This window comes from Gordonia sp. PDNC005, assembly GCF_016919385.1.
Taxonomy (GTDB): Bacteria; Actinomycetota; Actinomycetes; order Mycobacteriales; family Mycobacteriaceae; genus Gordonia.
Window position 1 is genome coordinate 448,224 of sequence record NZ_CP070351.1, and the last position, 25,030, is coordinate 473,253.

General features: G+C 66.5%; 21 protein-coding genes and 1 tRNA gene. 13 read left to right on the forward strand and 9 right to left on the reverse strand.

Translation table 11 applies throughout. From position 1 onward, the window contains the following. The first annotated feature begins 8 nt into the window (after positions 1-8). Positions 9-191: an antitoxin gene (locus JVX90_RS02215; protein ID WP_205330839.1), complete on the forward strand. Its 183-nt coding sequence runs from the start codon at positions 9-11 to the stop codon at positions 189-191. Position 192: 1 nt separating this feature from the next. Here the strand turns inward: JVX90_RS02215 and JVX90_RS02220 are convergent, their stop codons facing one another. Continuing rightward, positions 193-786 (reverse strand): DNA-3-methyladenine glycosylase, encoded by a 594-nt coding sequence (locus JVX90_RS02220; protein ID WP_205330840.1) that lies wholly within the window; start codon positions 784-786, stop codon positions 193-195. Here JVX90_RS02220 and JVX90_RS02225 point away from each other — a divergent pair. Together JVX90_RS02225 and JVX90_RS02230 are read left to right on the forward strand one after the other, a co-directional pair. Further along, the gene (locus JVX90_RS02225) at positions 764-1,201 is read left to right on the forward strand and encodes an SRPBCC family protein (protein ID WP_205330841.1); all 438 of its coding nucleotides are present in this window, start codon (positions 764-766) and stop codon (positions 1,199-1,201) included. The genes JVX90_RS02220 and JVX90_RS02225 overlap by 23 nt on opposite strands. A gap of 118 nt (positions 1,202-1,319) precedes the next feature. Beyond that, on the forward strand, positions 1,320-2,273 hold the full coding sequence (locus JVX90_RS02230) for a hypothetical protein (protein WP_205330842.1): 954 nt from the start codon (positions 1,320-1,322) through the stop codon (positions 2,271-2,273). Positions 2,274-2,309: 36 nt separating this feature from the next. On the opposite strand, the gene JVX90_RS02235 is transcribed toward JVX90_RS02230, so the two are convergent. Together JVX90_RS02235 and JVX90_RS02240 are read right to left on the reverse strand one after the other, a co-directional pair. Then, positions 2,310-5,519 (reverse strand): hypothetical protein, encoded by a 3,210-nt coding sequence (locus tag JVX90_RS02235; RefSeq protein ID WP_205330843.1) that lies wholly within the window; start codon positions 5,517-5,519, stop codon positions 2,310-2,312. After that, a complete protein-coding gene (locus JVX90_RS02240) occupies positions 5,512-6,858 on the reverse strand; it encodes an SWIM zinc finger family protein (protein ID WP_205330844.1) in 1,347 nt (448 codons plus the stop codon). Before JVX90_RS02240 ends, JVX90_RS02235 begins: the two co-directional genes overlap by 8 nt. A 114-nt stretch (positions 6,859-6,972) precedes the next feature. Here JVX90_RS02240 and JVX90_RS02245 point away from each other — a divergent pair, with 114 nt between their 5' ends. After that, positions 6,973-8,445 (forward strand): NAD-dependent succinate-semialdehyde dehydrogenase, encoded by a 1,473-nt coding sequence (locus tag JVX90_RS02245; RefSeq protein WP_205330845.1) that lies wholly within the window; start codon positions 6,973-6,975, stop codon positions 8,443-8,445. 50 nt (positions 8,446-8,495) lie between these two features. Here JVX90_RS02245 and JVX90_RS02250 read toward each other — a convergent pair whose 3' ends face one another. After that, positions 8,496-9,449: an alpha/beta hydrolase gene (locus tag JVX90_RS02250; RefSeq protein ID WP_205330846.1), complete on the reverse strand. Its 954-nt coding sequence runs from the start codon at positions 9,447-9,449 to the stop codon at positions 8,496-8,498. Between the two features lie 90 nt (positions 9,450-9,539). Here JVX90_RS02250 and JVX90_RS02255 point away from each other — a divergent pair, with 90 nt between their 5' ends. From JVX90_RS02255 to cobF, 3 genes are all read left to right on the forward strand, one after another. Further along, the gene (locus tag JVX90_RS02255; protein WP_205330847.1) at positions 9,540-10,106 is read left to right on the forward strand and encodes a TetR/AcrR family transcriptional regulator; all 567 of its coding nucleotides are present in this window, start codon (positions 9,540-9,542) and stop codon (positions 10,104-10,106) included. 328 nt (positions 10,107-10,434) lie between these two features. Then, positions 10,435-10,507, forward strand: a tRNA-Arg gene (locus JVX90_RS02260). A 2-nt stretch (positions 10,508-10,509) separates the two neighbouring features. After that, a complete protein-coding gene (gene cobF, locus JVX90_RS02265) occupies positions 10,510-11,277 on the forward strand; it encodes a precorrin-6A synthase (deacetylating) (protein WP_205330848.1) in 768 nt (255 codons plus the stop codon). Between the two features lie 2 nt (positions 11,278-11,279). On the opposite strand, the gene JVX90_RS20670 is transcribed toward cobF, so the two are convergent. Both JVX90_RS20670 and JVX90_RS02275 read right to left on the reverse strand, forming a co-directional pair. After that, positions 11,280-12,164, reverse strand: a complete 885-nt coding sequence (locus JVX90_RS20670) for a DUF4189 domain-containing protein (protein WP_205330849.1) — start codon at positions 12,162-12,164, stop codon at positions 11,280-11,282. Between the two features lie 95 nt (positions 12,165-12,259). Further along, the gene (locus JVX90_RS02275; RefSeq protein WP_205330850.1) at positions 12,260-13,000 is read right to left on the reverse strand and encodes a 3'(2'),5'-bisphosphate nucleotidase CysQ; all 741 of its coding nucleotides are present in this window, start codon (positions 12,998-13,000) and stop codon (positions 12,260-12,262) included. Positions 13,001-13,039: 39 nt separating this feature from the next. Between JVX90_RS02275 and JVX90_RS02280 the strand changes: the two genes are divergently transcribed. Beyond that, on the forward strand, positions 13,040-13,912 hold the full coding sequence (locus JVX90_RS02280; protein WP_205330851.1) for an Fpg/Nei family DNA glycosylase: 873 nt from the start codon (positions 13,040-13,042) through the stop codon (positions 13,910-13,912). Between the two features lie 27 nt (positions 13,913-13,939). Here the strand turns inward: JVX90_RS02280 and JVX90_RS02285 are convergent, their stop codons facing one another. After that, the gene (locus JVX90_RS02285; protein ID WP_205330852.1) at positions 13,940-15,124 is read right to left on the reverse strand and encodes a DUF4185 domain-containing protein; all 1,185 of its coding nucleotides are present in this window, start codon (positions 15,122-15,124) and stop codon (positions 13,940-13,942) included. A 137-nt stretch (positions 15,125-15,261) separates the two neighbouring features. On the opposite strand from JVX90_RS02285, the gene JVX90_RS02290 reads away from it, so the two are divergent. Together JVX90_RS02290 and pgi are read left to right on the forward strand one after the other, a co-directional pair. Then, positions 15,262-15,999, forward strand: a complete 738-nt coding sequence (locus tag JVX90_RS02290; RefSeq protein WP_205330853.1) for an SDR family oxidoreductase — start codon at positions 15,262-15,264, stop codon at positions 15,997-15,999. Between the two features lie 42 nt (positions 16,000-16,041). Continuing rightward, entirely contained in the window at positions 16,042-17,730 is a 1,689-nt protein-coding gene (gene pgi, locus JVX90_RS02295) for a glucose-6-phosphate isomerase (protein ID WP_205330854.1), read from the forward strand. A gap of 82 nt (positions 17,731-17,812) precedes the next feature. Here pgi and JVX90_RS02300 read toward each other — a convergent pair whose 3' ends face one another. Next, positions 17,813-18,124, reverse strand: a complete 312-nt coding sequence (locus JVX90_RS02300) for a chorismate mutase (protein ID WP_205330855.1) — start codon at positions 18,122-18,124, stop codon at positions 17,813-17,815. 101 nt (positions 18,125-18,225) lie between these two features. On the opposite strand from JVX90_RS02300, the gene JVX90_RS02305 reads away from it, so the two are divergent. Both JVX90_RS02305 and JVX90_RS02310 read left to right on the forward strand, forming a co-directional pair. Further along, complete coding sequence (locus JVX90_RS02305; RefSeq protein WP_205330856.1) at positions 18,226-20,025, forward strand: hypothetical protein; 1,800 nt, start codon at positions 18,226-18,228, stop codon at positions 20,023-20,025. A gap of 45 nt (positions 20,026-20,070) precedes the next feature. Next, positions 20,071-22,596 carry a UvrD-helicase domain-containing protein gene (locus JVX90_RS02310; protein WP_205330857.1) on the forward strand — a complete coding sequence of 842 codons (2,526 nt, stop codon included), beginning with the start codon at positions 20,071-20,073 and terminating at the stop codon, positions 22,594-22,596. Positions 22,597-22,686: 90 nt separating this feature from the next. On the opposite strand, the gene JVX90_RS02315 is transcribed toward JVX90_RS02310, so the two are convergent. Then, complete coding sequence (locus tag JVX90_RS02315) at positions 22,687-23,625, reverse strand: M23 family metallopeptidase (protein ID WP_205330858.1); 939 nt, start codon at positions 23,623-23,625, stop codon at positions 22,687-22,689. Positions 23,626-23,865: 240 nt separating this feature from the next. On the opposite strand from JVX90_RS02315, the gene sucC reads away from it, so the two are divergent. Next, positions 23,866-25,029, forward strand: a complete 1,164-nt coding sequence (gene sucC / locus JVX90_RS02320; protein WP_008379081.1) for an ADP-forming succinate--CoA ligase subunit beta — start codon at positions 23,866-23,868, stop codon at positions 25,027-25,029. Position 25,030 lies beyond the last annotated feature (1 nt).

Consider the following 25,030-nt stretch of genomic DNA (forward strand, 5'->3'; position numbering starts at 1 on the left):
ATGTCGGCATGGATCTCTCAGGACTGGTCAACAAAGCCAAAGCCGCTCTCAAGTCGAACCCCGACCTGATCGAAAAGGGTGGTGACATGGTCGACAAGGCGACCGGAAACAAGTACGCCTCGCAGGTCGACAAGGCCCAGGACGCAGCCCGCAAGGCGGTCGGCGCTCCGGAGAAGGACGCCGACAAGTAGTTCAGAGGCGAGGAGCTTTCGGGTGACGGCGATACGCCGACACCGAGGGCTCGCCGTCCATCCAGAAGCGCCATGGCCGATCAGCGGCCAGACGCACACCGACACGCGGCCCGGCGACGACATCGCCGGGCCGTTCGTCGTCGCTGGGAAGGAGATGGACGCCGTACGGCGCGGTCACGTCGGTGCCGAGATCGGCCTTGGTGATACCGAGCGCTCGGGTGAGATTTCCGGGGCCGCGGGCCAGGAGGTCGTCGGAGACGTGCGCGCGCCGTTGTCGTGCCAGGTCGAGACCGTCGACGATCCGCCCCGCGCGTATCAAGACTGCCGAGCCCTGGCCTTCGGGGCTGGTGACGATGTTCGCGCAGTGGTGGCCGTGCATCTGGTAGACGTACAACCGCATCGGCGGGCCGTACATGATCTCCGACCGGGGTGTCCGCGTGTAGGCGTGCGATGCGGGATCGTTCGGGCCGTCGTACGCCTCCACCTCGGTGATCAGCAACGACACGCCGTGGCCGACCAGTATGCGGTACAGCAGGTTACAGGCGTCGGCGCAGACGCTAGGCTCAGGGACCATGGCCAAGACCAGTGACTCCATCCATGTCGACCTCTCGCCCGAGGATACCTTCGCGGCGGCTGCCGACCTGTCCCGCTACGACGACTGGCTCGTGATGCACGACGGCTGGCGCAGCGAGCTCCCGACTGCCGATCAGCTCGGCAAAGGCACCAAGGTGTCGTCGGTGATCAGCGTGAAGGGCGCCCGCGTGCGCTTCGCCTGGGAGATCGAGAAGTTCGACCGTCCCCGCGAAGTGGTCCTCAAGGGCAGCGGCAAGGGCGGCGTCAAAGCGAAGATCAACTTGACCGTCGCACCCGACGGCGACGGATCGACCATCACGTTCCTCATCGACCTCGGCGGCCTCCCTCTGATCGGCCCCGCAGGCAAAGCCGCCGCGATGGCCGTCAAGGGCGACATCGCCAAGTCCCTGGAGAAGTTCACCGTGCTCTACGCCTGACTGAAATCCTGCGTGTAGATCGTTACCCGAATCGGGTAACGATCTACACGCATCTTGTCTACAGGGCTGTGGACAACGGGGTTGGCGGTTTCGGCTCCTTGCGCGCACACTCTGCCCCATGGGGGACGAACGTGCATTGAGGGTTCTGATCGGACTGCAAGACGGCGTCATCGCCCGGACGCAGGTTCTCGAGTGCGGGTTCGGGTCGGCGTACGTCAGGCAACAGCTTCGATGTCGAGCATGGGTCGCCGTCTACCCGGGGGTGTATGTGACGCATACCGGCGCGCTCTCGTGGCATCAGCGCGTGTGGGCCGCGATCCTCGACGCGCACCCTGCCGCCGTCAGTCACGAATCTGCGCTCGCGGTCGTCGGCGTCGGCCGCGAGCCACGTCAGGACGATCCGATCCATGTCGCCGTTGACGCCGGGAAGAAGGTCACCCGACGCCCCGGCGTGATCGTTCATCACCGGTCACTGTTCAACCAGGACGTCCTGGATCACACGACTCCTCCACGAGTCCGTCTCGAAGAAGCGCTCATCGATGTCGCGAGCGAGACTCTGAACGAGATGAAAACCATTGCGACGTTGTCCGACGCGGTGGGGTCACGTCGCACCACGCCAGATCGGTTGTTGAGCGCGGTCGTCAGACGAACTCGCCTTCGGCATCGAACGCTGATCGAAGGGTTACTCGCAGATCTGCGAGACGGCGCGTGTTCGGCGCTGGAGCACAGCTATCTCACCCGAGTGGAGCGCCCACACGGATTGCCGTCGCCGGTGAGGCAGGCGCCGACAGGAGCTGGTCGACCCGGTTTCCGAGACCTCGACTATCCGGACTGGGGCCTGGTCGTCGAACTGGACGGGCGAGCTCACCACGAAGACGCGCGTGATCGCGACCTCGACTTGGAACGCGATCTGGACGCCGCTGTCGTCCTCGATCGCCATACGATTCGGCTCGGTTGGGGACAGGCGCATGTCCGATCGTGTTCGACCGCGGTGAAGGTAGGGCGATACCTGTCGTTGCTCGGCTGGCCGGACAGCCCGCATCCGTGCACGTCCCCGAACTGTGTGGTCTAAGACGTGTGTAGTTCGTTACCCGAATCGGGTAACGAACTACACACGTGATCGGTCGCGAAGGGCGCGCGCCTTGGTGATGGCGGCGGACTTGCCGGGGGCGTCGGCGAGGGCGTCGAGACCGGGCCAGATTGACGCGTCGGCGGGAGCGAGGCCGCGGGAGACGGCCTCGTCGAGCTGCGGTGCGACGGTCTGGGCCAGATCGAGGACGCGGTTCGCCCATTTCGGTATCGAGCCGCCGGCGCGTACGGCGTCGCCCGCGTGGCGGATAGATTCGGTCAAGATCGGCCAGAGGGCGGGCAGGGAACGTGGCTCGTGCTCGATGGCGCGGACCATTCGCGCCGGACTGATCACCGGGTGCGGCAGCAGCAGCCGCATCGCAAGGCTGACGCCTTCGGCATGAAGCACTCCGTCGAGCGCACACGACGCCACCGTCCACCGGGCGTCCTGCGTCTCGTTGATGAGCGTGGCCAGCAGCACAGCGGTCATCACCACCGTGACAGGGGGTTTCGCGCCTGACGAAGCCTGATCCCGGTTGTCGCGGACAGCGATACCAGTGCCGTCCCACTGCAGCCAGACGTCGAGGCCGCCGTCGGACGCCCGGCACTGGCCCTCCTGTTCGATGTCGTACGTCCAGCCCTTGCGGATCGTGAACACACGATCCGGCAGGTGTGCGAATGTCGCCGTGATGACGAGTTCACGACTCTTCGCGTCGGGGTCGAACCAGTCGATCGCGACCGACGCACGGTCGTCGACGGCGGGTGCACTGCCCACGCCGTCGGTCCACACGTCCGACAGGTCGAAACGCGGTGCCACGACAGTGGGCTCCGGTGAGCGTGACGGCGCGGGAAGGCCCACCGCCAGAGCACGGGCACCCTTCACCGCCACCGACGACCCGGTCCGATCGGCGAGCGTCCGGAGGCCGGGGAGATCCAACGCCGACGGGTCGGCGAGACCCTCTGCGACCGCCGCCTGCACAACGGGCAGCACTGTCGCCATGACGTCGACGACGGTCTCGGTACCCGACAGGAGACGCTTTTCGGCTGCGGAAGCGGCGAGCAGGTCGTCGAGGATCGGCCAGACGACGGCCGTCAACCCGCCCTCGGCGAGCTCGGACAACGTGCGGGCGAACGCCGCGATGGACGACGGTGTGTCGGCCCAGTCGAGATACCGCACATCGGCGGCTCCGGGACGGAGCAGGCCCCGGTCGAACGCCTCGTACACCGCCGCCTGGCCGTCCGCGGCGTCGCGCGGGTGAAATCGGCGTTGAGCTGCGAGCAAGTTGACAGCCGCACCCGGCGCCAACGGGTCACGGCGACGTGCGGCCTGCCGGAGCGTGGGCCCATTGCCGTGATACTCGTCGAGAACGGCGACCGGCGTCATCGCGGTGTCGCCTCGCCAACACGGGAACACCCAGAACTCGGCGGTCTCGCCGTATTCGGAGGCTATCGGTTCGAACTCCTCGAGCCAGTCGGGTGCCACGATGTCGCCGGGCGTCCACCGCCGCCATCCGCGACCGGACACCAACCCCGGATCGGCGACGGGCTGGGTGAACGCCGCGGCCGCCAGCTGTCCAGCAGTCCGCTCGAGAACGGTCCCGTCGAATGCGACCACCTTGGCGTCCAGCCCAGTGAAGTCGACGGCGGGCCCGGCGTCGACGTCCATCCGCAGCAGTGCAAGAGCCAGGTCGGAGGCCGCCGCCGCGACGCCGGATCCGCCGTACTCGCCCAGCCGGGCGAGCAGATCGGCCGGGTCCACACGCAGGTCGTCCCACGACGGTTGCGAGAGAACACAAGGCAGTTCACCGTTGCGGAGCAGCAGCTCGGCGTCACGCCGACGGATGATGGGCGCCCACGATTGCGGATACTTCGCCATGACTTCGGCGAGGTCGCCGTCCAACCACGATCGGACCACCGACAAACCGGCGGTGGCGGCATTGGGGACCCCGGCGAGGGCAGTGCGTACGGCGTCCGGAGACTGTGCACCGAGAGATGCCGCGCAGGCATGGAACTGCTCCACCACCACATCGGCCGCGGTCGCCTCACCCCGTTCGAGGAGCTTGCGCGCAAGGTCGGTGAGGGCCTCGGACGACACCGGGCCCGGCTCGAATCGCGGCACGTCCCACACGTCGGGCACCAGGCGCCAGACGGCGAACGACGCGGCGGACTCCTGCACAGGGGCCTCCACCTTCCAGGCCGTGGCGAGTGCAGCGAGAGGTTTGGCCAGTTGCCGGGCACCCGAGAGAGCATCGAGTTCGGCGAGCACGTCGTCGGAGTTGGACGGCACAGGCCGGGCCGCGAGCGCGTCGACGACGATCCGCCTGGTCTTCGCAGGCTTTGCAGTGAGAGATGCGGACACGACATCGGGGAGGAGGCCGTCGTCGACGGCTCCGATGAGGACTGGGGCGACGCGGTCGGTGACGGCGGGAACACCCGCGGTCAAGAGCGGGATCAACTGCTCGGCGCGGTCCGCGATCTCCGACGACGGTACGGCGAGGTCGTCGAGCAGGAAGCCGAGCCAGCCCGCGAGGTCGCCGGGGCGGACCGCGGATTCGAGCCCGTCGAACGCCAGCGACTGCGCGACGACGGAGTCGAGGAGGCCTCGTTCGACAGCCGCGGCCAGAGCCGGGCGCATCGGTCCGGTCATCGGAACGTTCATGGCCGTCGCCGCGCGAGCGTACTCGCCGAACCGCGGTGCGACGACGTCCACGTCGAGTCCCGCTTGTGACCAGAAGTCGGTGCGATCGCCGGTGAACGCGGCGTTCGAGTGGACTGCCCAGTCCTTCAGGAACTCGATGTTCATCGGGACTTCGGCGGACGTCAGCTCGACTGCGACGATCGCGGCAGCGCCGAATCCGGACGGGCCGTGCGTGAGGCCGCGCCGCGAACTGACGCATGCGCGTTGCACGAATTCGGTGGCATACGCGGCCCCTCGGTCGGCGACGATCCGACCGAGCACGTCGGGTGGAACGTTGTACTCGAGCACACTGACCGCGCGTCGGGCGTCCACTCCGACGGTGATCGCGAACAGCGCGAGCTTCGACGCCGAACGTCCGCCGATCAGTGACACTCGCCCGTAGGAGCCGCTAGAGGTCTCGGCGAAGTCGATCCAGGTGCCCTTACGGAGCCCGCGCAACGCCGTCGCGCGGTGCTCGGTCGGGCAGCGTTCGGCTGTGCGAAGGTCGGCGAAGTCCAACGACTCCCAGCCGACGGCGTCGTAGACGGCGAGAGCGTCGTCGAGGTCAGTCATCGTTCTCCTCAAGGGATCCGCCGCAGGTCAGGTACACCGCGAGGACATGCTTGCACGGTCCTCGGGCGGTGCCGTGCTTCATGTACCAGACACACGTGCACCGACTGCCGTCGACGCCGCTGGTCGGGCCGAGAGACACCCGGTACGTTCCGCCGGACGGGTTCGCGACAGTCCAGGCACCGTCGGACGCCGACACCGCACTCGTCTCGACCAGAGCACGGGCGGCGACGAGGCGTGGATTGTCCTTGCGGACACGGTCGGGATCGTCGGGCAGTTCGCGGTGGAACCATGATTCGTCGTGAGCGTCCCAGCCGACGCGACCAGACGACGCGAGCACCCCGAGAGCAGCCTCCACCCGTGCGGATGTCAGAGCGGTGTCTCGACTGAGCCGGCCGACGTCGATGGTCGGCTCGAATGCGAGGAGCGCAGACACGAGGTCGGCGTCGTCGAGAACGGTCGGCGACGCCAGTGCCTCGAGCAGGCTGCCTTCGCCGGAGAAGCCTCGCCACGGTTCCTCCGTGAGACCGAATGACAGTCGTGCTCCGGGCAAGTCGATCTCGATGACACTCGGGGACTCGCCGACGTCGAGTGCATACGCGGTCAGTCCGGTCGCGTGCACCAACATGCGCTTCGCGGCGGCCAGTCGGTGGAGTCCGTTGACGTAGACGCCGCCCGGTACAGGTCGCGGGGACAGTCGTGCGCCGGTGCGGTCGGGGACAAGCCATCCGCGTTGAGCCGCAGCCGTCGCATGCGGCAACGAACCGAGGAACGCGCGGGCCTGCCGCCTGTCGAGGGTGAACGCCGACACCGCGGGCCGATGCATCTGGGCGACGTTTCCGAGTGCCCGGATCCACCGATCGGGCATCTCGACGGGCCGTTCGTGCGCGTGAGAATCGGGGGTCGCGACACGCAGCCCGTCGTCGCCGACGTCGACGTGAAGCAGTTCGGTACGTCGGACCTGTGCGAGTGCACTACGCATCGTCGGATTCACGTCGACGTTTGTGGTGCCGTGGCCGATATCGCCGCCGTCGAAGCCGGAACCCAGCAGGTCGAGGCGCGCGTACACGCCGTTGCACGCGGAGAAACACTCGGCGCGCAGCCGGTCGCCGTGCGCAGTGAGCACCGGATCTCGCAGGTTGGACGGCGTGTACTGGAAGTAGCGCGTCGCGGTCACCTCCGCGAGCGTCAACAGGCCCTGCGCGAAGACCGCCGGGTGCGTTGCGAATCCGTGAAAGAAGCTCGGCCGGTCAGCGACCCCGCCGGGAGTCAGCGCCGGCGCGAGCGCCAGCCCCACACCGGTGTCACCGACAGCGGACTCACCGCTGAACGTACGACTCATGCACTCACTCTAGAAGAGCCCTCCGACGCTCGGCGGAACCAGCTCAGTCGTGACTACCCTGGCGGAAGTCCATGTGATGTGGGCCGACGAACCTGCTACTGAACGGAGACGAAGATGACTGTCAGCAGCGCCGACGAGCGAGAGCTCATCGACTCCCTTCCCGTGAACCTGCACATCGGCGGGGTATGGCGGCCCGCGTCGGGCGGCAAGACCTTTTCCGTCGACGATCCGTCGACCGGCGAGCACCTGGTGGACGTCGCGGACGCAGACGCCGTCGACGCTGCTGCAGCGCTGGATGCCGCCGTGGCTGCGCAGGACTCGTGGGCCGCCACACCACCGCGCGAGCGCAGCGACATCCTGCGCCGAGCGTTCGACGCGGTGACCGCACGCACCGACGACTTCGCGCTGCTGATGACCTTGGAGATGGGGAAGTCGCTGGCCGAGTCGCGCGGAGAAGTGGCCTACGGAGCCGAGTTCCTTCGCTGGTTCTCCGAGCAGGCGGTCCGTATCGACGGGCGGTACACGACCGCGCCCGACGGCAAGTCCCGCCTCGTGACTGTGAAGAAGCCGGTCGGGCCCTGCCTGCTCATCACGCCGTGGAACTTCCCGCTCGCCATGGCGACGCGCAAAATCGGTCCGGCGCTCGCGGCGGGCTGCACCATGGTGGTCAAGCCCGCATCGGCCACCCCGCTGACAACTCTTCTGTTCACGCAGGTTCTTCACGAAGCAAGCGTCCCGGACGGTGTGGTCAACGTGATTCCCACGTCGAGCGCCGGTTCGACAACCGGGCCGCTGATCGGTGATTCCCGTCTTCGGAAACTGTCGTTCACCGGCTCCACACCCGTCGGGCAGGCGCTGCTCGCGCAAGCGTCCGACAACGTGCTGCGAACGTCGATGGAACTGGGCGGCAATGCTCCGTTCCTCGTGTTCGACGATGCCGACGTCGACGCTGCCGTCCAAGGAGCTGTCGCCGCGAAACTTCGGAACATCGGCGAAGCGTGCACGTCTGCGAACCGCTTTTACGTGCACGAGGCCATCGCCGACGAGTTCTCTCGGAAGCTGGGCGAGGCGTTTGCAGCCAAGCGAGTCGGCAGAGGAACTGAGTCGGGCGTCGACCTGGGGCCGTTGATCGACGACGACGCCAAACAGCGGGTGGCGGGTCTCGTCGACGACGCCGTCGGCCGTGGAGCAACCGTCGTCACCGGCGGGGCAGCAGTCGACGGTCCTGGCTACTTCTTCGAGCCGACCGTCGTGACGGGCGTGCCCGCCGATGCGCGGGTGATGTCCGAGGAGATCTTCGGTCCGGTGGCGCCTGTCGCCCGGTTCTCAACGGAGGACGAGGCGATCGAACTGGCGAACTCGACTCCGTTCGGGCTGATCGCGTACGCCTACACGACTGACCACGACCGGATCCTCCGGCTCCCGAACCGTCTGGAGACGGGAATGCTCGGCATCAACTCTGGAGTCATCTCCAACCCGGCGGCGCCCTTCGGCGGGGTCAAACAGTCTGGCCTCGGGCGCGAAGGCGGGTACGAGGGAATCGAGGAGTACCTCGAGACCGTGTATGTGAACATCGCCCTGTCCTGACCGGGCGGGCCCGACCTCCTGGATGCGAGGTCGGGCCCGTCCGGATCGGGTCAGCTGAGCAGTGCTCGACGCAGGGCCGCGATCGCGATGTCGAACCCGGCCTGAGCGCCGTTCGTCTCGCGCATCGAGTTGATCATCATGAAGTCGTGGATCACCCCGCCGATCCGAACAGCGGTGACGTCGTTGCCGGCCTCCCGCAGCTTGGTCGCATATGCTTCGCCGCCGTCGCGAAGGACATCGGCCTCGGCTGTGATGATCGTGGCGGGCGGGAGTCCGGTCAACTGCTCGATTGTCGCGCGCAGCGGCGACGCGTAGATCTCGTCACGCTGTGCCTCGTCGGTCGTGTACTGGTCCCAGAACCACTGCATTCCATCGCGCCTCAGAAAGTAGCCCTCGGCGAACTGATGGTACGAGTCGGTGTCGAAGTTCGCCTCGGTGACGGGGTACAGCAATACCTGTGCGGTGAGCGGCACGTCGCCGCGGTCCTTGGCCTGCAAAGCGAGGACGGCAGACATATCGCCGCCGACGGAGTCGCCGCATACCGCGATCCGACTGCCGTCGAGGTGCTTGTCCGCACCTGAGTTCACGATCCACTGCGCGACGGCGTAGTTCTGCTCGATCGCGACGGGGTAGCGGGCCTCGGGGGAGAGGTCGTACTCGGGGAAGACCACAGCCGCACCGGTGCCGACAGCGAGCTCGCGGACCAGACGATCGTGCGTGTGCGCGTTGCCGAACACCCAACCGGCGCCGTGGATGTACAGGATCACCGGGAGCTCGCCGGTGGCTCCGGCGGGTCGAACGATCCGCGTCCGTACTTCACCGGTCGGTCCACCGTTGACGGTGATCCACTCCTCGTCGACGGGAGGCAGGTCGACGTCACCGGACTGCACCTCGATGACTGCGGCGCGGCCTTCCGATGGACTGAGTTCGAACAGGTAGGGCGGGTTCGCCGTAGCGTCTGCGAATGCCTGGGCTGCGGGCTCGAGAACGGTTTTGATGCTCATGGCTGCTCCTTCGCTACACGGAGAACGGGCGTTCTCCGTCTGCTTGCTAGAGTAGGGGAACGATCGTTCTCGCGCAAGGGGTAGTGGAGTATGGACGCCGATCAACAGCGGGCAGCAGTGCTCGGCGCTGCGGAGAAACTGTTCTACGGACGTGGGATTCAGGCGGTCGGGATGGACGAGATCCGGACCGCCGCAGGTGTGTCCTTGAAAGCCATCTACAAACTGTTTCCGTCGAAGGATTCGCTGGTCGCACAGGTTCTGGCGATCCGGGACCGTCGATGGACGGAGGGGCTGCACCGACACGTCGACCGCGCCCACGACCCCGAGGCGAAAGTGCTCGCGATATTCGACTGGCTGGACGAGATGTTCGCGGAGGACGACTTCCGCGGATGTTCGTTCATCAACAGTTACGGAGAGATGGGTGCAACGTCGCCGACGGTCGCCGAGGCCGCGCAGCACAACAAGACGTGCTACCAGGACGAGCTGGCAGGGCTCGTCGCCGATGCCGGCCTGCCTGACCGAGTGGCGGTCCAGGTCGGGCTGCTGACCGAAGGTGCGCTCGCGACGGCCGCGATCCTCGGGCCGGACGGTGTCACCGACGGTGCCCGCGACGCGGCCCGGGTGCTCATGGACGCGAATCGCCGAGTCGGCTCGTGAGGGCGGACTGAGCGTTGGACAAAGCCGGGCGTCCAGTTCGCCAACTCGGCCGATGGTCACGACTTCCTGGGGTGACCTGAGATTCTGTTCGAGCCCGCGTAGACGTACTGACCGCCCACGCCTTCGGTGGCCGCGCTGTTCGGAATCCCCGCGCTGGAATACGTCCCAGGCGAGGTCGACGGCGGCGAGTTCACCGGTTTCGACCGTCGGGATCGACCGGCACGGGCGACGCTCGGGACGCAATCGGTGTCACGTAGACTTCTCGCGTCGGGCCGCGCATCCCCATCGCAGCCCGTGCGGTCGTGCACCATCAACGCGAACCGTTCTCGCTCTCGTAGCTCAGGGGATAGAGCACCGCTCTCCTAAAGCGGGTGTCGCAGGTTCGAATCCTGCCGGGAGCACAATGACTTCGAATCAGCATCAGACCCTCCGCGTGATCGGCATCGGCCCAGGTGGTCCTCGCCAGATCACCCTGGAGGCGGTCGACGCGATCGCGATGACCGATGTGTTCCTCATCCTGGACAAAGGGGAGAGGACGGCGGAGCTGACGGCGGTGCGCACCCGGATGCTGGACGCGCACGCTCGTGCCGGCCATCGGGTCGTCGTTGTGGCCGACCCTCCGCGGGATCGAAATCCCGACGACTACGAGGCCGAAGTCCGGCGCTGGCACACGGCGAGGGTAGACGCGATCGGCGCCGCACTCGACGACAACCTGTCTGCGGGCGGAAACGCCGCGATCCTCGTGTGGGGCGATCCGGCTCTCTACGACTCCACTCTCCGGATCACCGACCGCCTCGTCGATCGGCGCGCCGATCTGACGATCGAGGTGATCCCCGGAGTCACCAGCGCGTCCGCATTGACCGCCGCGCACGGCATCGTGGCGCACGGAGTCGGTGAACCGATCACCACCACCACCGGCCGCAGGCTCGCGTCGACTCCAGAGGGCGCGGACCTCAACCAGATCGTCATGCTCGACTCCGCGCTCGCCTTCCGTGAGACGGCGTCACCGGACGACCTCGTCTATTGGGCGGCATACGTCGGTACCGACGATCAGATTCTCGTGAGCGGACGGGTGGGCGACGTCACCGACGAGATCGTCGCCAAGCGCGCCGAGGCGAGGGAACGGCTCGGCTGGATCATGGACATCTACCTGCTGCACAAGCGCGGCTGAGCTCAGGCGGAACCGCCCGCGCGCGAGTCGCCCGCGTTGATCGTGCACTGCGTCGTCAGGACTTTGGGGTCGGCACCCTTCACCTGCGACGTGGCCTCGTCGATCGCGCCCTGTCGTGTCGTCGCCCATCCCCAACCCCAGTACAGGTTGGCCTGTGACTGCGCAATCGAGCCGCACGCGTTCCAGAATCGCAGCACCGTGGTGCACGACGACGCGCTGCACTGCGCCAGCGCGGCGCTGTCGGCCGCCGTCTGAGTTCTGTTGTTGATCGAGTAACCGACATCGCCGGTGGACGTCGACATGGCGATCGCGCCGTAGTAGATGTACGACGACGACGTCGACGTCGTGGGCGGGGTGTAGCTGGTCGACGGGTCGTACGTGTAGGACGGGTACGAGGGATACGAGTATGACGGGTAGCCGCTCGACGAACTCGGGGTGCCGCTCGACGACGACGCGGCGGTGACGTTCTTCGGCGAATCGTCACGGACGATCAGCCATGTCACAAGTCCTCCGACGAGGAGGACTGCGCCGACAAGGGCGATCCAGATGATCGCCTTGTTCGATCCGCTGGGCGGCTGACCGCCGGGCGGGTACTGGCCGGGGAACTGCCCGTACGGCTGTTGGCCGTACTGGCTTTGACCGTACTGGGGCTGGCCGAACTGCGCGCCGTACGGCTGCTGCGGCTGGCCGTACGGCGGCTGCGCGCCGTACTGGGGTCCACCCGGCGGAGGTGCCGCTCCGTACTGCTGAGTCTTGTCGTACGGGTTGTCACTCGGCGGGGGCGTGTGGCCGTGCTGGGTCGGATCGTACGGGTTGTAGCCGCCCGGATTCGGACCCGGTTGCTGCGGATCGCCGTTCGGCCAGTGCGGCCCGTTCGTGTCAGCCATGTCACTCAGAATGGCACCGGCGGGGCGGTACGACCAGTGCGAATATCGTCGTGAAGCGGTCCAACTGCGCAAAATTTCCCAGGGTGTGTCAGTCATCACCAGGGAGTGCTGACCGCGTCGAGGACATCGTCGGCGATCTCCGGCCGACAGATGACGAAGTCAGGCATGTACGGCTGCGGGTTGTTGTAGACGATCGGGCGGCCGTCGAGGCGGCTGCAGTGCAGCCCGGCCGCGAGCGCGACCCCGACCGGCGCACAGTTGTCCCACTCGTACTGCCCACCGGAATGCACGTACGCATCGGCATCGCCACGGACCACGGCCATCGCCTTCGCGCCGGCCGAACCGATCCGGATCGCATCCATGCCGAGTCTGTCGGCCACGGCGGCCGAATGGTACGAATGGCCGTACCGGGAGACGGCGAGCCTGCCTGTCAAAGGGCCGTCGGCGAGCTGTACGTCGTCGCTGCGAAACAGTTCGCCGTGAGCCGGAAGGGACACCGCGGCCACGTCCGGTTGACCGTCCACCGCAAGTGCGACGTGCACCGCCCAGTCGGCAGTGCCCATCGAGAACTCGCTGGTGCCGTCCAACGGGTCGATGATCCAGACTCGGGACGCCGTCGACCGGTCGCCGACGTCGGCCGCCTCCTCGGACAGCACCGCGTCGTGGCGGCGGTGGGTCCGCAGAACGGTCGAGATCCAGGCTTGCGCGAGGGTGTCGCCGACGTCACCGAGAAGCCGTCCGCCGATCAGATCGCCGTGCCGGATCCCGCTCAGAACCTCGCCGGCGCCCACTGCGATACGGGCGGCGAGCTCGGCGTCCGACAAGCGATCAGTCATCCACTTACCAAATCACATCCCTTGCAGGACACTGGTGACATGCCGGAACTCCCCGAAGTCTCCGCGATCGCGGCCTACCTCGACTCTCGCATGGCTGGGCTGCCGATCCGTCGGGTCGACGTCGCATCGCTGTCCGTGCTCAAAACCGCGGACCCGCCGTACTCGGCACTTGTCGGACGAGTGGTGACAGCAGTCGACCGCATCGCGAAGTACCTCGTGATCCGCACCGACGGGGACGACGGGGAGATCGACCTCGTCGTCCACCTCTCACGGGCCGGGTGGGTGCGATGGAGCAGCGACCTATCGCCGAGGCCGCTCAAACCGGGCGGCAAAAGTCCCATCGCACTGCGCGTCCACTGCGGTCTGCCCGGAGAAGGATTCGACGTCACCGAGGCCGGTACCCAGAAGCGACTCGCCGCGTGGATCGTCCGCGACACGTCCGACGTGGAGCGGATCGCGACACTCGGCCCCGACGTTCTGCAACTCACACGAGACGACTTCGGGACGATCCTGACCTCCCGCACGTCCCGGATCAAGAACCTTCTCACCGACCAACGGGTGGTCAGCGGCGTCGGCAACGCGTACTCCGACGAGATCCTGCACACCGCGAAACTGTCGCCGTTCGCCACCGCCAAGACGCTCTCGGACGATCAGGTCGACGCCCTGTACAACGCGATGCGGTCGGTTCTGCTCGACGCGACCCGCCGGCTCGAAGACAGCGAGGTCGCAACGATGAAGTCCGAGAAACGGACCGGGCTTCGTGTCCATGCCCGCACCGGCATGCCGTGCCCCGTGTGCGGCGACACCGTCCGCGAAGTGTCGTTCGCCGATCGATCGTTCCAGTACTGCCCGACGTGCCAGACCGGCGGCAAGATCCTCGCCGACCGCCGGATGTCTCGTTTGTTGAAGTAGCCTCTCGACTCCGCTCGAGGAGCAGGATCAGCGGACGCGGGTCTCGATGAGGGCGACGTTGTAGTCGTCCCACCGGGAGGCGTTGAAGTACAGCTCCGAGCCCGTGCCGCGCAGTGCGGGCGATGACGGAAGCATCATCGGTGCGTACAGCTCGAGGCTCGGCGGCGTGATTCGGCGAGCCGCGCTCCACGGGCCCTGCGGATGACTCGCGGTCCGCAGTCTCACTCCGTGCGGGCTGTCGAGCATCACGTACTTCCGCAGAACGGGGCTCCACTGGACGGACAGTTCGGTCACCGGGCCTCGGACGATCGGGGCGGGCCGCGAACCGGCGCCGCCCCAGCGGGAGCCGGTCCAGTACTGGTAACGGCCCAGATTCAGGATGTCCGACGGCCGGAAGCGAGCCACGTATGCGTTGCCGAATCGTCCGTTCGGTGTTCCGTACTGGTAGATCCACCCGGCGTCAGGACCCGCACCCTTCACGTAGGCGCTCTGCTGGAACACCGAGTCGATCGGATTCCACGGCAGATTCGGCCGGACAGTCGACTGGGGTGTCACCCAGGAGCGGCCGTTGTTCGACGACACCGCCGTGCCCGAGTAGTTGGTGTACCAGCGGCTCGGCGGCCCCCACGCGCGGACCGACATGAAGTTCACATACTGCTTGCCGCCGATCGACACGCCCGCCGTAGGGATCTTCGTCTTCTCGACGCCGGAGAAGCCGAGCGCTCCGAACATCGGGCCCGCATAACCGGATCGCTGCAGCGTCAGTCCGTCGGACAGATTGCGGTCCGTCGAACGCAGGAGAGTGTTGTTCCGCCAACCGAGGCCTTGTCGGAGGCAATTGCCGAACGTGTCGCCGAACGCCATCAACGTCTGACCACGTCCGTTGTCCCAGGCCACGCCGACGTCAGTGCCGGAGATCCCGAACCGAGTGAACGTCTTGTTCCGGCTGAGCGGACCGGTGACCCACGAGACGGTCCTGGTCCGGCCGTTGTTGAAACCGGGGAGCGGCTTCTGTGGCCCTTCGGCTGCGCCGCCGCGGGGCAGGCCGAGCGATCCGGTGTTGAACGGCAACCGGATTCCGGTGCCGGAGTTGCTGCACGCACCGGTCGCATCGGCGGTCGGGATAGGAGACATCGGCGACAACAGCGTCAGGGTCGCGGCGACGGCGGTTCCTATTCCGGCCGCGGACAACAGTCGGGGCGTTCGGCGCATGAGAGATACCTCGGTCGAATGGACGACATGGTCACCGCCATTCTTACCGGTCGGGACCGGAATTCGTGGCGATTCTTACCAGTCGATCGTTATCGGCGGGACTTGGCGTCACGGTCGGTGCAGGTAGATTCGGTGTCGTGACTCGCGACAAGATCATCATCACCGGCGCCAGCTCCGGACTCGGCGAAGGAATGGCCCGTGAGTTCGCCTCACGGGGGCGCAGCCTCGGGCTGGCGGCACGACGACTCGACCGCCTCGACGCGCTCGCCGCCGAGCTGACTTCCTCACCGAAGATCGCAGTCGCTCGCCTCGACGTGACCGACACCGACGCTGTCCGCACCACGTTCCGAGCCCTCACCGACGACCTCGGCGGCGTCGACCGGGTGATCGTCAATGCGGGCCTCGGCAAGGGCGCTCCGATCGGCACCGGCAAGGCTGTGGCCAACATCGAGACCGTCCAGACCAACCTGATCGGGGCGCTCGCGCAGGTCGAGGCCGCGCTCGAGATCTTCCGCGAACAGAACCACGGGCATCTTGTTCTCGTCAGCTCGATGAGTGCCGTCCGCGGACTCCCCAAGGCGCAGGCCGCGTACTCGGCGTCCAAGGCCGGACTCGCGACACTCGGGCAGGGACTGCAAGCCGAGCTCGCGGGTACGCCGATCAACGTCACCGTCCTGCTACCGGGCTATATCTCCACCGACATCAACCGCGGCGTGAAGACGTCGATGATGACCGACCTGGACACCGGTGTCGCATCCATGGTCAAGGCGATCGAATCCGAGCGCACCCGAGCTGCGGTTCCGGGCCTGCCGTGGACACCGATCTCGTGGGCGCTGAGGCACCTCCCGGATGTGATCACGCGACGAATGGTCTGATGCGGTCAGGCGCGTCACAGCGTGACCACATATGGTGGATAAATGTTGGGCCGCGTCAATGGACATCCAGACAATGGTGATGACTTCGACATCACTGCCACCGTGTCGTGGCATGCGCTCGCTGCGCATCAGCAGCACGTCTACTCACTGCACCTTCGAGAACTGTTCGCGATGGATCCCGAACGGGGATCGTCGCTCGTCGTCGACGTCGCCGACCTGCACATCGACTACTCGAAGCACCTGATCACCGCTGAGACGATCGAGTTGCTCGCCAGCCTCGCCCGCGAAGCGGGGCTCGAGGAGAAGCGGGACGCGATGTACGCGGGAGCGCACATCAACACCACCGAGGACCGTGCGGCGCTGCACACCGCGCTCCGCCTCCCGCGCGACGCCGAGCTCGTCGTCGACGGGCAGGATGTGGTCGCCGATGTGCACGAGGTGCTCGACGCGATGGGCGACTTCAGCGAACGCGTTCGCGACGGCTCGTGGGTCGGCCACACCGGACGACCGATCACCGATGTCGTGAACATCGGCATCGGCGGCAGCGACCTCGGTCCGGCGATGGCCTACCAGGCGCTACGACACGACCGCCACGAGCGGATCTCGTGCCACTTCGTCTCCAACATCGACCCGTCGAACCTGGTGTCCGTCCTCGATCACTGCGATCCAGCGACCACCCTGTTCATCGTCGCCTCGAAGACCTTCACAACACTCGAGACCATCACCAACGCGGTCAGTGCGCGTCGCTGGCTCGTGGGCGCGTTCGACGGCGACGCCTCCGCCGTCGCGAAACACTTCGTCGCCGTCAGCACCAACGCCGACGAGGTCGAGAAGTTCGGCATCGACACAGCCAACATGTTCGGGTTCTGGAGCTGGGTCGGTGGCCGGTACTCGCTCGACGCGGCAATCGGGCTGTCGTTGATGATCGCGATCGGTCGCCGCCGATTCGACGAGTTCCTCGACGGCTTCCACCTCGTCGACGAGCACTTCCGCACCGCGCCTCTCGAACGCAACGCGCCTGCACTGCTCGGCCTCATCGGCCTCTGGTACTCCAACTTCTGGGGTGCGCAGACGAAGGCCGTGATGCCGTACGCGGACGATCTCGCCCGTTTCCCGGCGTATCTGCAGCAGTTGACGATGGAGTCGAACGGCAAATCGGTGACGACGTCCGGACGGCAGGTCACCTCACCGACCGGCACCATCTACTGGGGAGAGCCGGGGACAAACGGTCAGCACGCGTTCTACCAGCTGCTACACCAGGGAACATGGCTGATCCCGGCCGACTTCATCGGATTCGCGATCCCGACCGACGACCGCGAGACGGTCGACGGCGGCTCGATGCACGACGTCTTGATGAGCAACTTCTTCGCCCAGACAGAAGTTCTCGCGTTCGGTAAGACGGCGGAGGACATCGCCGCCGAAGGTGTCCCGCCCGCGCTGGTCCCGCACAAGGTGATGCCGGGCAACCGCCCGTCGACGACGATCCTGGCCCCGCAGATCACGCCGTCTGTGCTGGGCCAGTTGATCGCGCTGTACGAGCACGAGACCTTCGTGAAGGCGATGATCTGGGGCATCAACCCGTTCGACCAGTGGGGTGTGGAGCTGGGCAAGGACAAGGCGAGCGCGCTGCTCGGCGTCGTCTCCCAGGCGGATTCGCCCGCGCCGCAGCCGGACTCGTCGACCGACGCGCTCGTCCGCTGGTACCGATCACACCGAGGGCGCAAGGGCTGACGCGCGTCGAACCATTACCGCTCAGCGAAAGCAGGGCTCCGACGAGAGGCGTCGGCCCTGAGCGGTAATGGTTGGACGGAAGTCAGCGGCCGAGGGGACCGCGGCCGAGACGGAGCAGGAGCATCGCCAAGGTGTGGCCTTCGGACCCGAGCGCGGAGAAGCGGTCGAGAACCTTCACCTCGCGGCTGTGGACCAGGCGCGGACCGCCGGTCGCCATGCGGTGAGCGCCGATCTTCTTCGACACCGCGCTTCGGCGCTGGATGGCGGCGAGGATGATCGCGTCCATCCGGTCGATCTCCTGACGCAGGGTGTCGATGTCGTCGGGAAGATCTGCGACATCGGTGCTCAGACCGTCGACTCCCAGGTCCTTGTCGGATTCGCTTGACTCGCTCACGGTTCACGATCTTGCCATGAACGCCGACGCCGAGAGCTCGGGCCCGCCGGAAAACGTGTGGCGCGGTGTGCATTCCGGACACGGTGCGCGACAATGCAGGAATGCTGGAAGCCAGGAAGATCACCGCCCTCGCCGCAGCGCTCATCGTTGCACAGACGATCGTGCGGGCCTGGCTCGTCATCCGGGGCGATTTCTACGGAGACGACCTGCTGCTCATCGGCCAGGCGTCCACCCACGACACTCTCAGCTGGGCCTTCCTCGGCCAGAACCACGACGGGCATCTGATGCCGGGCGCGTACCTGGTGGCTGCGCTCTCGACGCACATCGCACCGCTGCAGTGGTGGCTGCCCGCCGTGACACTGATGGTTCTGCAGGTGGTCGCCTCACTCGCGGTGTGGCGTGCGATCAGGATCATCGCGCCGAACGCGAGAGGCGGCGCGCTCGCAGCATTGGCGTTCTACCTGTTCGTACCGATGACGGTGACCGCGTACGCGTGGTGGGCCGCGGGCCTCAACACGTTGCCGTTCCAAGCGGCGCTGGCGTGGGTGGTCGGCAGCGCCGTGGTACTGGTTCGTGACGAGCCGACCGGACCGCGTCGGACCCGACTGATCGTCGGAGCGGTCGCCGCGTTTGCCGTCGGACTGGTGTTCTTTGAGAAGTCGTTGGTGATCCTGCCGGTCGCCTTCGTCGTCGCGCTGCTCGCGGTCCGATACGAGCGGCGGGCAGGCTCACTCGTCACCGAGGTGATCGGCAGGGCGAAGCTGCTCTGGGCGGCTATGGGCGTTGTGTTCGTCGCCTGGGCGGCGCTGTTCTTCACAGTCACCACGACGGGAGACGGCGAGCGCTCGGCATCGCAGATGGTCGAACTCGTCTGGCGCAGCGTGAACAACGCGATCGTCCCGTCGTTCGCCGGCGGTCCGTGGGTGTGGGAGCTGTGGCCGCCCGCCCCGCCGATGGGGCTGGCACCGGTCTGGATGATCGTCGTCGGCTGGCTGGTCGTCGCGACGCTCGTTGCGACGACGGTCCGCGCCAAGCGCGGCGCGGCCACCGTCTGGGTCTTCGCCGCCGCGTACGCAGTCGGCGTGCAGGTCCCCGTCATGTGGTTGCGGTCAGGTGAGAACACCGCGCTCGAACTGGCCCAGACTCTGCGGTATCTGCCCGACACCGCGCTGGTGTTCGCCCTCGCCTTCGCGTTGATCGCCGCCGCCCCGGCCTCCGGCGGGTCACACGCGGCGAGGACCGAGCCGAACCGCAGGCTTTCGATGGCCGGGGCCGTCGGGTGTGGACTGCTGGTCTTGTCGGCGATGGTCGGCACCTCGTCGTTCTCGCAGTCGTGGAATGAGGGGCCCACCGGGGACTACCTGGCCAACGCCCGACAGGCCATGAAGGACAATGCCGGGCGTGTGATGTTCGACCAGACCGTTCCCATCGAGGTGCTGCTCCCCGTCACATTCCCGGACAATCAGATCAGTCACATCTTCGGCAGCCTGGACGACCGCCCCGATTTCGGCGGATACACCGACAGGCTCGTTGTGCTGGCCCCTGACGGACGCGCAGTACCAGGTGCGGTCACGAGGTCCCGCACCATCGCGCCGAGTCGTGGCACGTGTCGGAACCCCGGCATCGCGGGCCCACAACGGCTCCGGCTCGACGGTCCGCTGATCAACATCCAGTGGACGATCCAGCTCAGCTACTGCGCCAACATGGGCGGAGAGGTGGAAGTCCGCCTGGAAGGCGGGGAACCGCTCCGCGTCAAGGTGAAGCCCGGGCTGCACGCCGTCTACCTACAGGTGAGCGGGCAGGGCGACAGGCTGCACATCCGCCCGGTGACCCCCGGCCTGCGGCTGAACACCGGCGAGGGACGTGTAGGACTACCGGTGATGGCCGACCTCGCGCCCTGACGTGTCGACGGGACTGTCGTAGGTCGCAGGTAGCCTGGCATGGCCATGAACAGCTCTGTCACCAACACCTCTGTCACCTCTGCCGCCAGCCCCTCCGACGCGGACCTCTCCGAGCGCGGCCGGGAACTGCTCGACGGGCTCAACCCGCAACAGCGCGCCGCCGTGATCCACCAGGGTGTGCCGCTGCTGATCGTGGCCGGAGCCGGTTCGGGCAAGACCGCCGTCCTGACTCGCCGCATCGCATTCCTCCTGGCCGAACGTGATGTGACGCCGGGGCAGATCCTCGCGATCACCTTCACCAACAAGGCCGCCGCCGAGATGCGCGAGCGTGTCATCGACCTTGTCGGTCCCCGTGCCTCCTACATGTGGGTGTCGACGTTCCACTCGACCTGTGTCCGGATCCTGCGTGCGCAGTCGGCGCTGCTCGGCAACCGGAACTCCAACTTCTCCATCTACGACGCCGACGATTCACGTCGACTCCTCGGGATGGTGATCCGCGATCTCAACCTCGATCCCAAGAAGTTCAGTCCGCGCGGAGTCGGAACGCTCATCTCGAATCACAAGAACGAGCTGGTTGATCCAGAAGAGGCGGCGGCGCTCGCAGCGGGTGACGACGGCGATCTGACCGCTCAAACGGTCGCCCAGATCTACGCCGAGTATCAGGCGCGGCTCGCCACGGCGAATGCCTTCGACTTCGACGATTTGATCGGTGAGACGGTGTCGCTGCTGCAGCGGCACCCCGACGTCGCCGAGTACTACCGCAGGCGCTTCCGTCACATCATGATCGACGAGTACCAGGACACGAACCACGCGCAGTACGTCCTCGTCCGGGAACTCGTCGGCGACGCGGAGACGGCGACCGGTGGCGTCGAACCGTCCGAACTGTGCGTGGTCGGTGATGCGGACCAGTCGATCTATGCCTTCCGAGGTGCGACGATTCGCAACATCGAAGAGTTTGAGCGCGACTATCCCACAGCCGAGACCATCCTCCTCGAACAGAACTACCGCTCCACTCAGACCATCCTGTCGGCCGCCAACGCCGTCATCTCCCGGAACACCGGTCGCCGCGAGAAGCGACTCTGGACCGACTCGGGAGACGGCGAGCTCATCGTCGGCTACGTGGCTGACTCCGACCGCGACGAAGCGGCGTTCATCGCCAAGGAGATCGAGCAACTCGTCGACTACTCGATCGGTGGGTCGGCCAGCCACACCTACTCCGACATCGCGGTCTTCTACCGCACCAATACCGGCTCGCGCGCGCTCGAAGAGGTGTTCGTCCGCCACGGCATGCCCTACAAGGTTGTCGGCGGCACGAAGTTCTACGAACGCAAGGAAGTCCGCGACATCGTCGCCTACCTGCGTGTGGTGGCCAATCCCGACGACCAGGTGAGTCTGCGTCGAATCCTCAACACCCCGCGCCGCGGAATCGGCGATCGCGCGGAAGCGTGTGTGGCGGTGCACGCTGAGAATCTCGGGGTGAGCTTCTACCAGGCGCTCATCGACGCGACCGAGGGCCGAGTGGCTCTGTTGAACACGCGCGCGGTCAAGCAGATCACCGGATTCGTCGAGCTGATCGAGGGCTTGCGCACCGACTTCCTGATGTCCTTCGGCGCAGTCGGCGGGGAGGCGGACGAGGCGGTCGCGGACGCCACCACCGAGGGCTCCGACATCGGCGAACTCGTCGACGCGATCGTCGAACGCAGCGGCTATCGGGCCGAGCTCGAGGCGTCCAACGACCCGCAGGACGGTGCTCGGCTGGACAACGTCAACGAACTCGTCGCCGTCGCTCGGGACTTCAGCCTCGAAGCAGCACAACGCGCGGAGGACGATCTCGACGATTCGTCTGACGACGACGTGCCCAGTCCCGCCGAGGACGGCGAGCCGGAGCCGGGTTCACTCGCGGCGTTCCTGGAGAAGGTGTCCCTGGTGGCCGATGCCGATCAGGTCCCGGACGAGGGCGAAGGCGTCGTCACGATGATGACGCTGCACACCGCAAAAGGCCTCGAGTTCCCCGTTGTGTTCGTCACCGGATGGGAGGACGGGCACTTTCCGCACATGCGTGCGCTCGGCGATCCGAACGAGCTCAGCGAGGAGCGTCGGCTCGCCTACGTGGGTATCACCCGTGCCCGGCAGCGTCTGTATTTGACGCGTGCCATGTCCCGGGCGTCATGGGGCCAGCCGGTGTCGAACCCGGAGTCGAGATTCCTACAGGAGATCCCTCAGCACCTCATCGACTGGCGACGCACCGAGCCGCGTCGTGCACCCCGGGAGTTCGGCTCTCGGTCGGGAGGGTTCGGCTACGACTCCGGACGCGGTTCGTCGAGCAGTTTCGGCGGCGGTGAGTCGTTCGGCCGTGGTCGGTCGTCGTACTCCTCCGATCCGACGAAGGGCCGAAACAAGCAGGTCAACTACGAGATCGGCGACCGCATGAACCACCCGAAGTTCGGGATGGGGAAGGCAGTGGCGAAGGAGGGGAACGGCATCACCGAACGCATCACCTTCGACTTCGGCGGCAACGTCGGCCGTGTCACCCTCATGACCGCCGGTGGCCTGCCGGGGGAGAAGCTCTAGCCGCGACGGTCCTGCTCCGCTCGCTCGAGGAGCGGTGTGAGCCCGGCGGCGCTCATAGAGCAGTGTGGCCGACTCGCCTATGGAGCAGGTCTATCCGGTCAGTGCGGAGAGTTTGACGCCGTGCTTCGCGAGCCAGGGCGCCGGGTCGATCTTGAAGTAGCCGCCGCCCTTGGGGATCCAGACCTCGACGTGTACGTGAGGTCCGGTGGAGAATCCTTCGTTGCCGACTAGGGCTATGACGTCACCCGCGGTGACCTTCTCGCCCTTGGTCACCTTCACTCCGCTGGACGACATGTGGCCGTACATGGTGATGGTTCCGTCTGCGCCCTTGACCTGGACCCAGTTGCCGTAACCCGATGCCGGGCCGGCGTCGACGACAACACCGTCGGTGACCGCGTGGATCGGCGTGCCGAGCGGGGCCGCCATGTCTATGCCGCCGTGGAACGTACCCCAGCGAGGGGCGAACGCAGAGGTGAGGTGATAGTCACCGAATGCGATCGGACTGACGAACATAGGCCGGCGCGCTGCATCGTCTGCGGCAGCCCTCGCGGCGGCGATCTGCTTGCCCTGGGTCAGCTGGTTCGAGAATTCGCTGAAGTCCGGAGCCGCATCCGACTCGGTGATGCCGGGGCCGAGGTCGTCGGACGAACGGGCGAGCTCCGGGGAGGCTTCCGCGGGCTCGGGAGCCGAAGCCACATGTGCCGCCTGGTCGACGCCGGAACCGACGATGGCCACGGCGCCTGCACCTGCGGCGATCGCCACGAGGGCGGTGCGGGCCTTGAGTGCCGACGACGGGGGACGCAGGCGATGACGGCCGCTCGGCTTCGACTCGGCCCGGGACTTGGCGAGCGCGGCCTCGGTCACGGGAGTAGAAAGATCGTCGTCGGTCACCGGGATCTCGGTGGTGCGGACGTTCGAGATCGCGGCGTCATCGGAGCGGAGACCGAGCCGGAGGGCACGAGACGGGACGGGGATGTCGCGTGTGACCGGGGCGTCGACAACGGCTGAGGCGTCCGCCTCGGGGTACATAACGTCCCGTGTCGTCAAGTGCTCGTCACCTCGTATCGCGTCCTGTGGAATGTAACCATCTCGTTATCAACCTCCACGACGGTAACCAAGTGTCCGCCCTAAGTCCACCTTCGGCCAGAACTCAGTGAGATGGGGCACAAGCTTGGGGCTGCTTGGGTCGTGGGAGCGTGACAGGATTAGAGTCCGATATGGCCCGCGTTACACCGAGGCGGGCAAAACTTACTTCAGATGGTGAGCTGAATGGATCTCTTCGAATACCAGGCGAAGGAACTGTTCGCCAAGCATGGGGTACCCACCACACCCGGTCGGGTGACCGATACTGCCGCCGATGCGCGGGCGATCGCCGAGGAAATCGGCAAGCCCGTCATGATCAAGGCGCAGGTCAAGGTCGGCGGTCGTGGCAAGGCGGGAGGCGTCAAGTACGCCGCTACCCCTGATGACGCACAGACACACGCCGAAAACATCTTGGGCCTCGATATCAAGGGCCATGTCGTAAAGAAGCTCCTCGTCGCTGAGGCCAGCGACATCGCTGAGGAGTACTACATCTCGTTCCTGCTCGACCGGTCCAACCGCACCTACCTGGCCATGTGCTCGGTTGAAGGCGGCATGGAGATCGAAGAAGTCGCAGCGACCAAGCCCGAGCGTCTCGCTCGCATCGCCGTCGACGCCGTCAAGGGTGTCGACCTGGCGTTCGCACGCGAGATCGCCGAAGCAGGCCACCTGCCCGCAGAGGTCCTCGACGCCGCAGCCGTGACCATCCAGAAGCTCTGGGAGGTCTTCGTCGCCGAAGACACCGTGCTCGTGGAGGTCAACCCGCTCGTCCGCACGCCGGATGATCAGATCCTCGCCCTCGACGGCAAGGTGACCCTGGACGAGAACGCAGACTTCCGTCAGCCCGGCCACGCCGAGTTCGCCGACGTCGACGCCACCGATCCCCTTGAGCTCAAGGCCAAGGAGAACGACCTTAACTACGTCAAGCTCGACGGCCAGGTCGGCATCATCGGCAACGGCGCGGGTCTGGTCATGTCGACCCTCGACGTCGTCGCCTACGCAGGCGAGAACCACGGCGGCGTGAAGCCGGCCAACTTCCTGGACATCGGCGGCGGCGCGTCGGCCGACGTCATGGCCGCGGGCCTCGACGTGATCCTCGGCGACGAGCAGGTCAAGAGCGTCTTCGTGAACGTCTTCGGCGGCATCACCGCGTGTGACGCGGTCGCCAACGGAATCGTCGGCGCACTCGCCAAGCTGGGCGACAGTGCGAGCAAGCCGCTCGTCGTGCGCCTGGACGGCAACAAGGTCGAGGAGGGTCGCAAGATCCTGGCCGAGGCCAACCATCCGCTGGTGACCCTGGCGGAGACCATGGACGAAGGCGCCGACAAGGCCGCCGAACTGGCGAGCAAGTAGG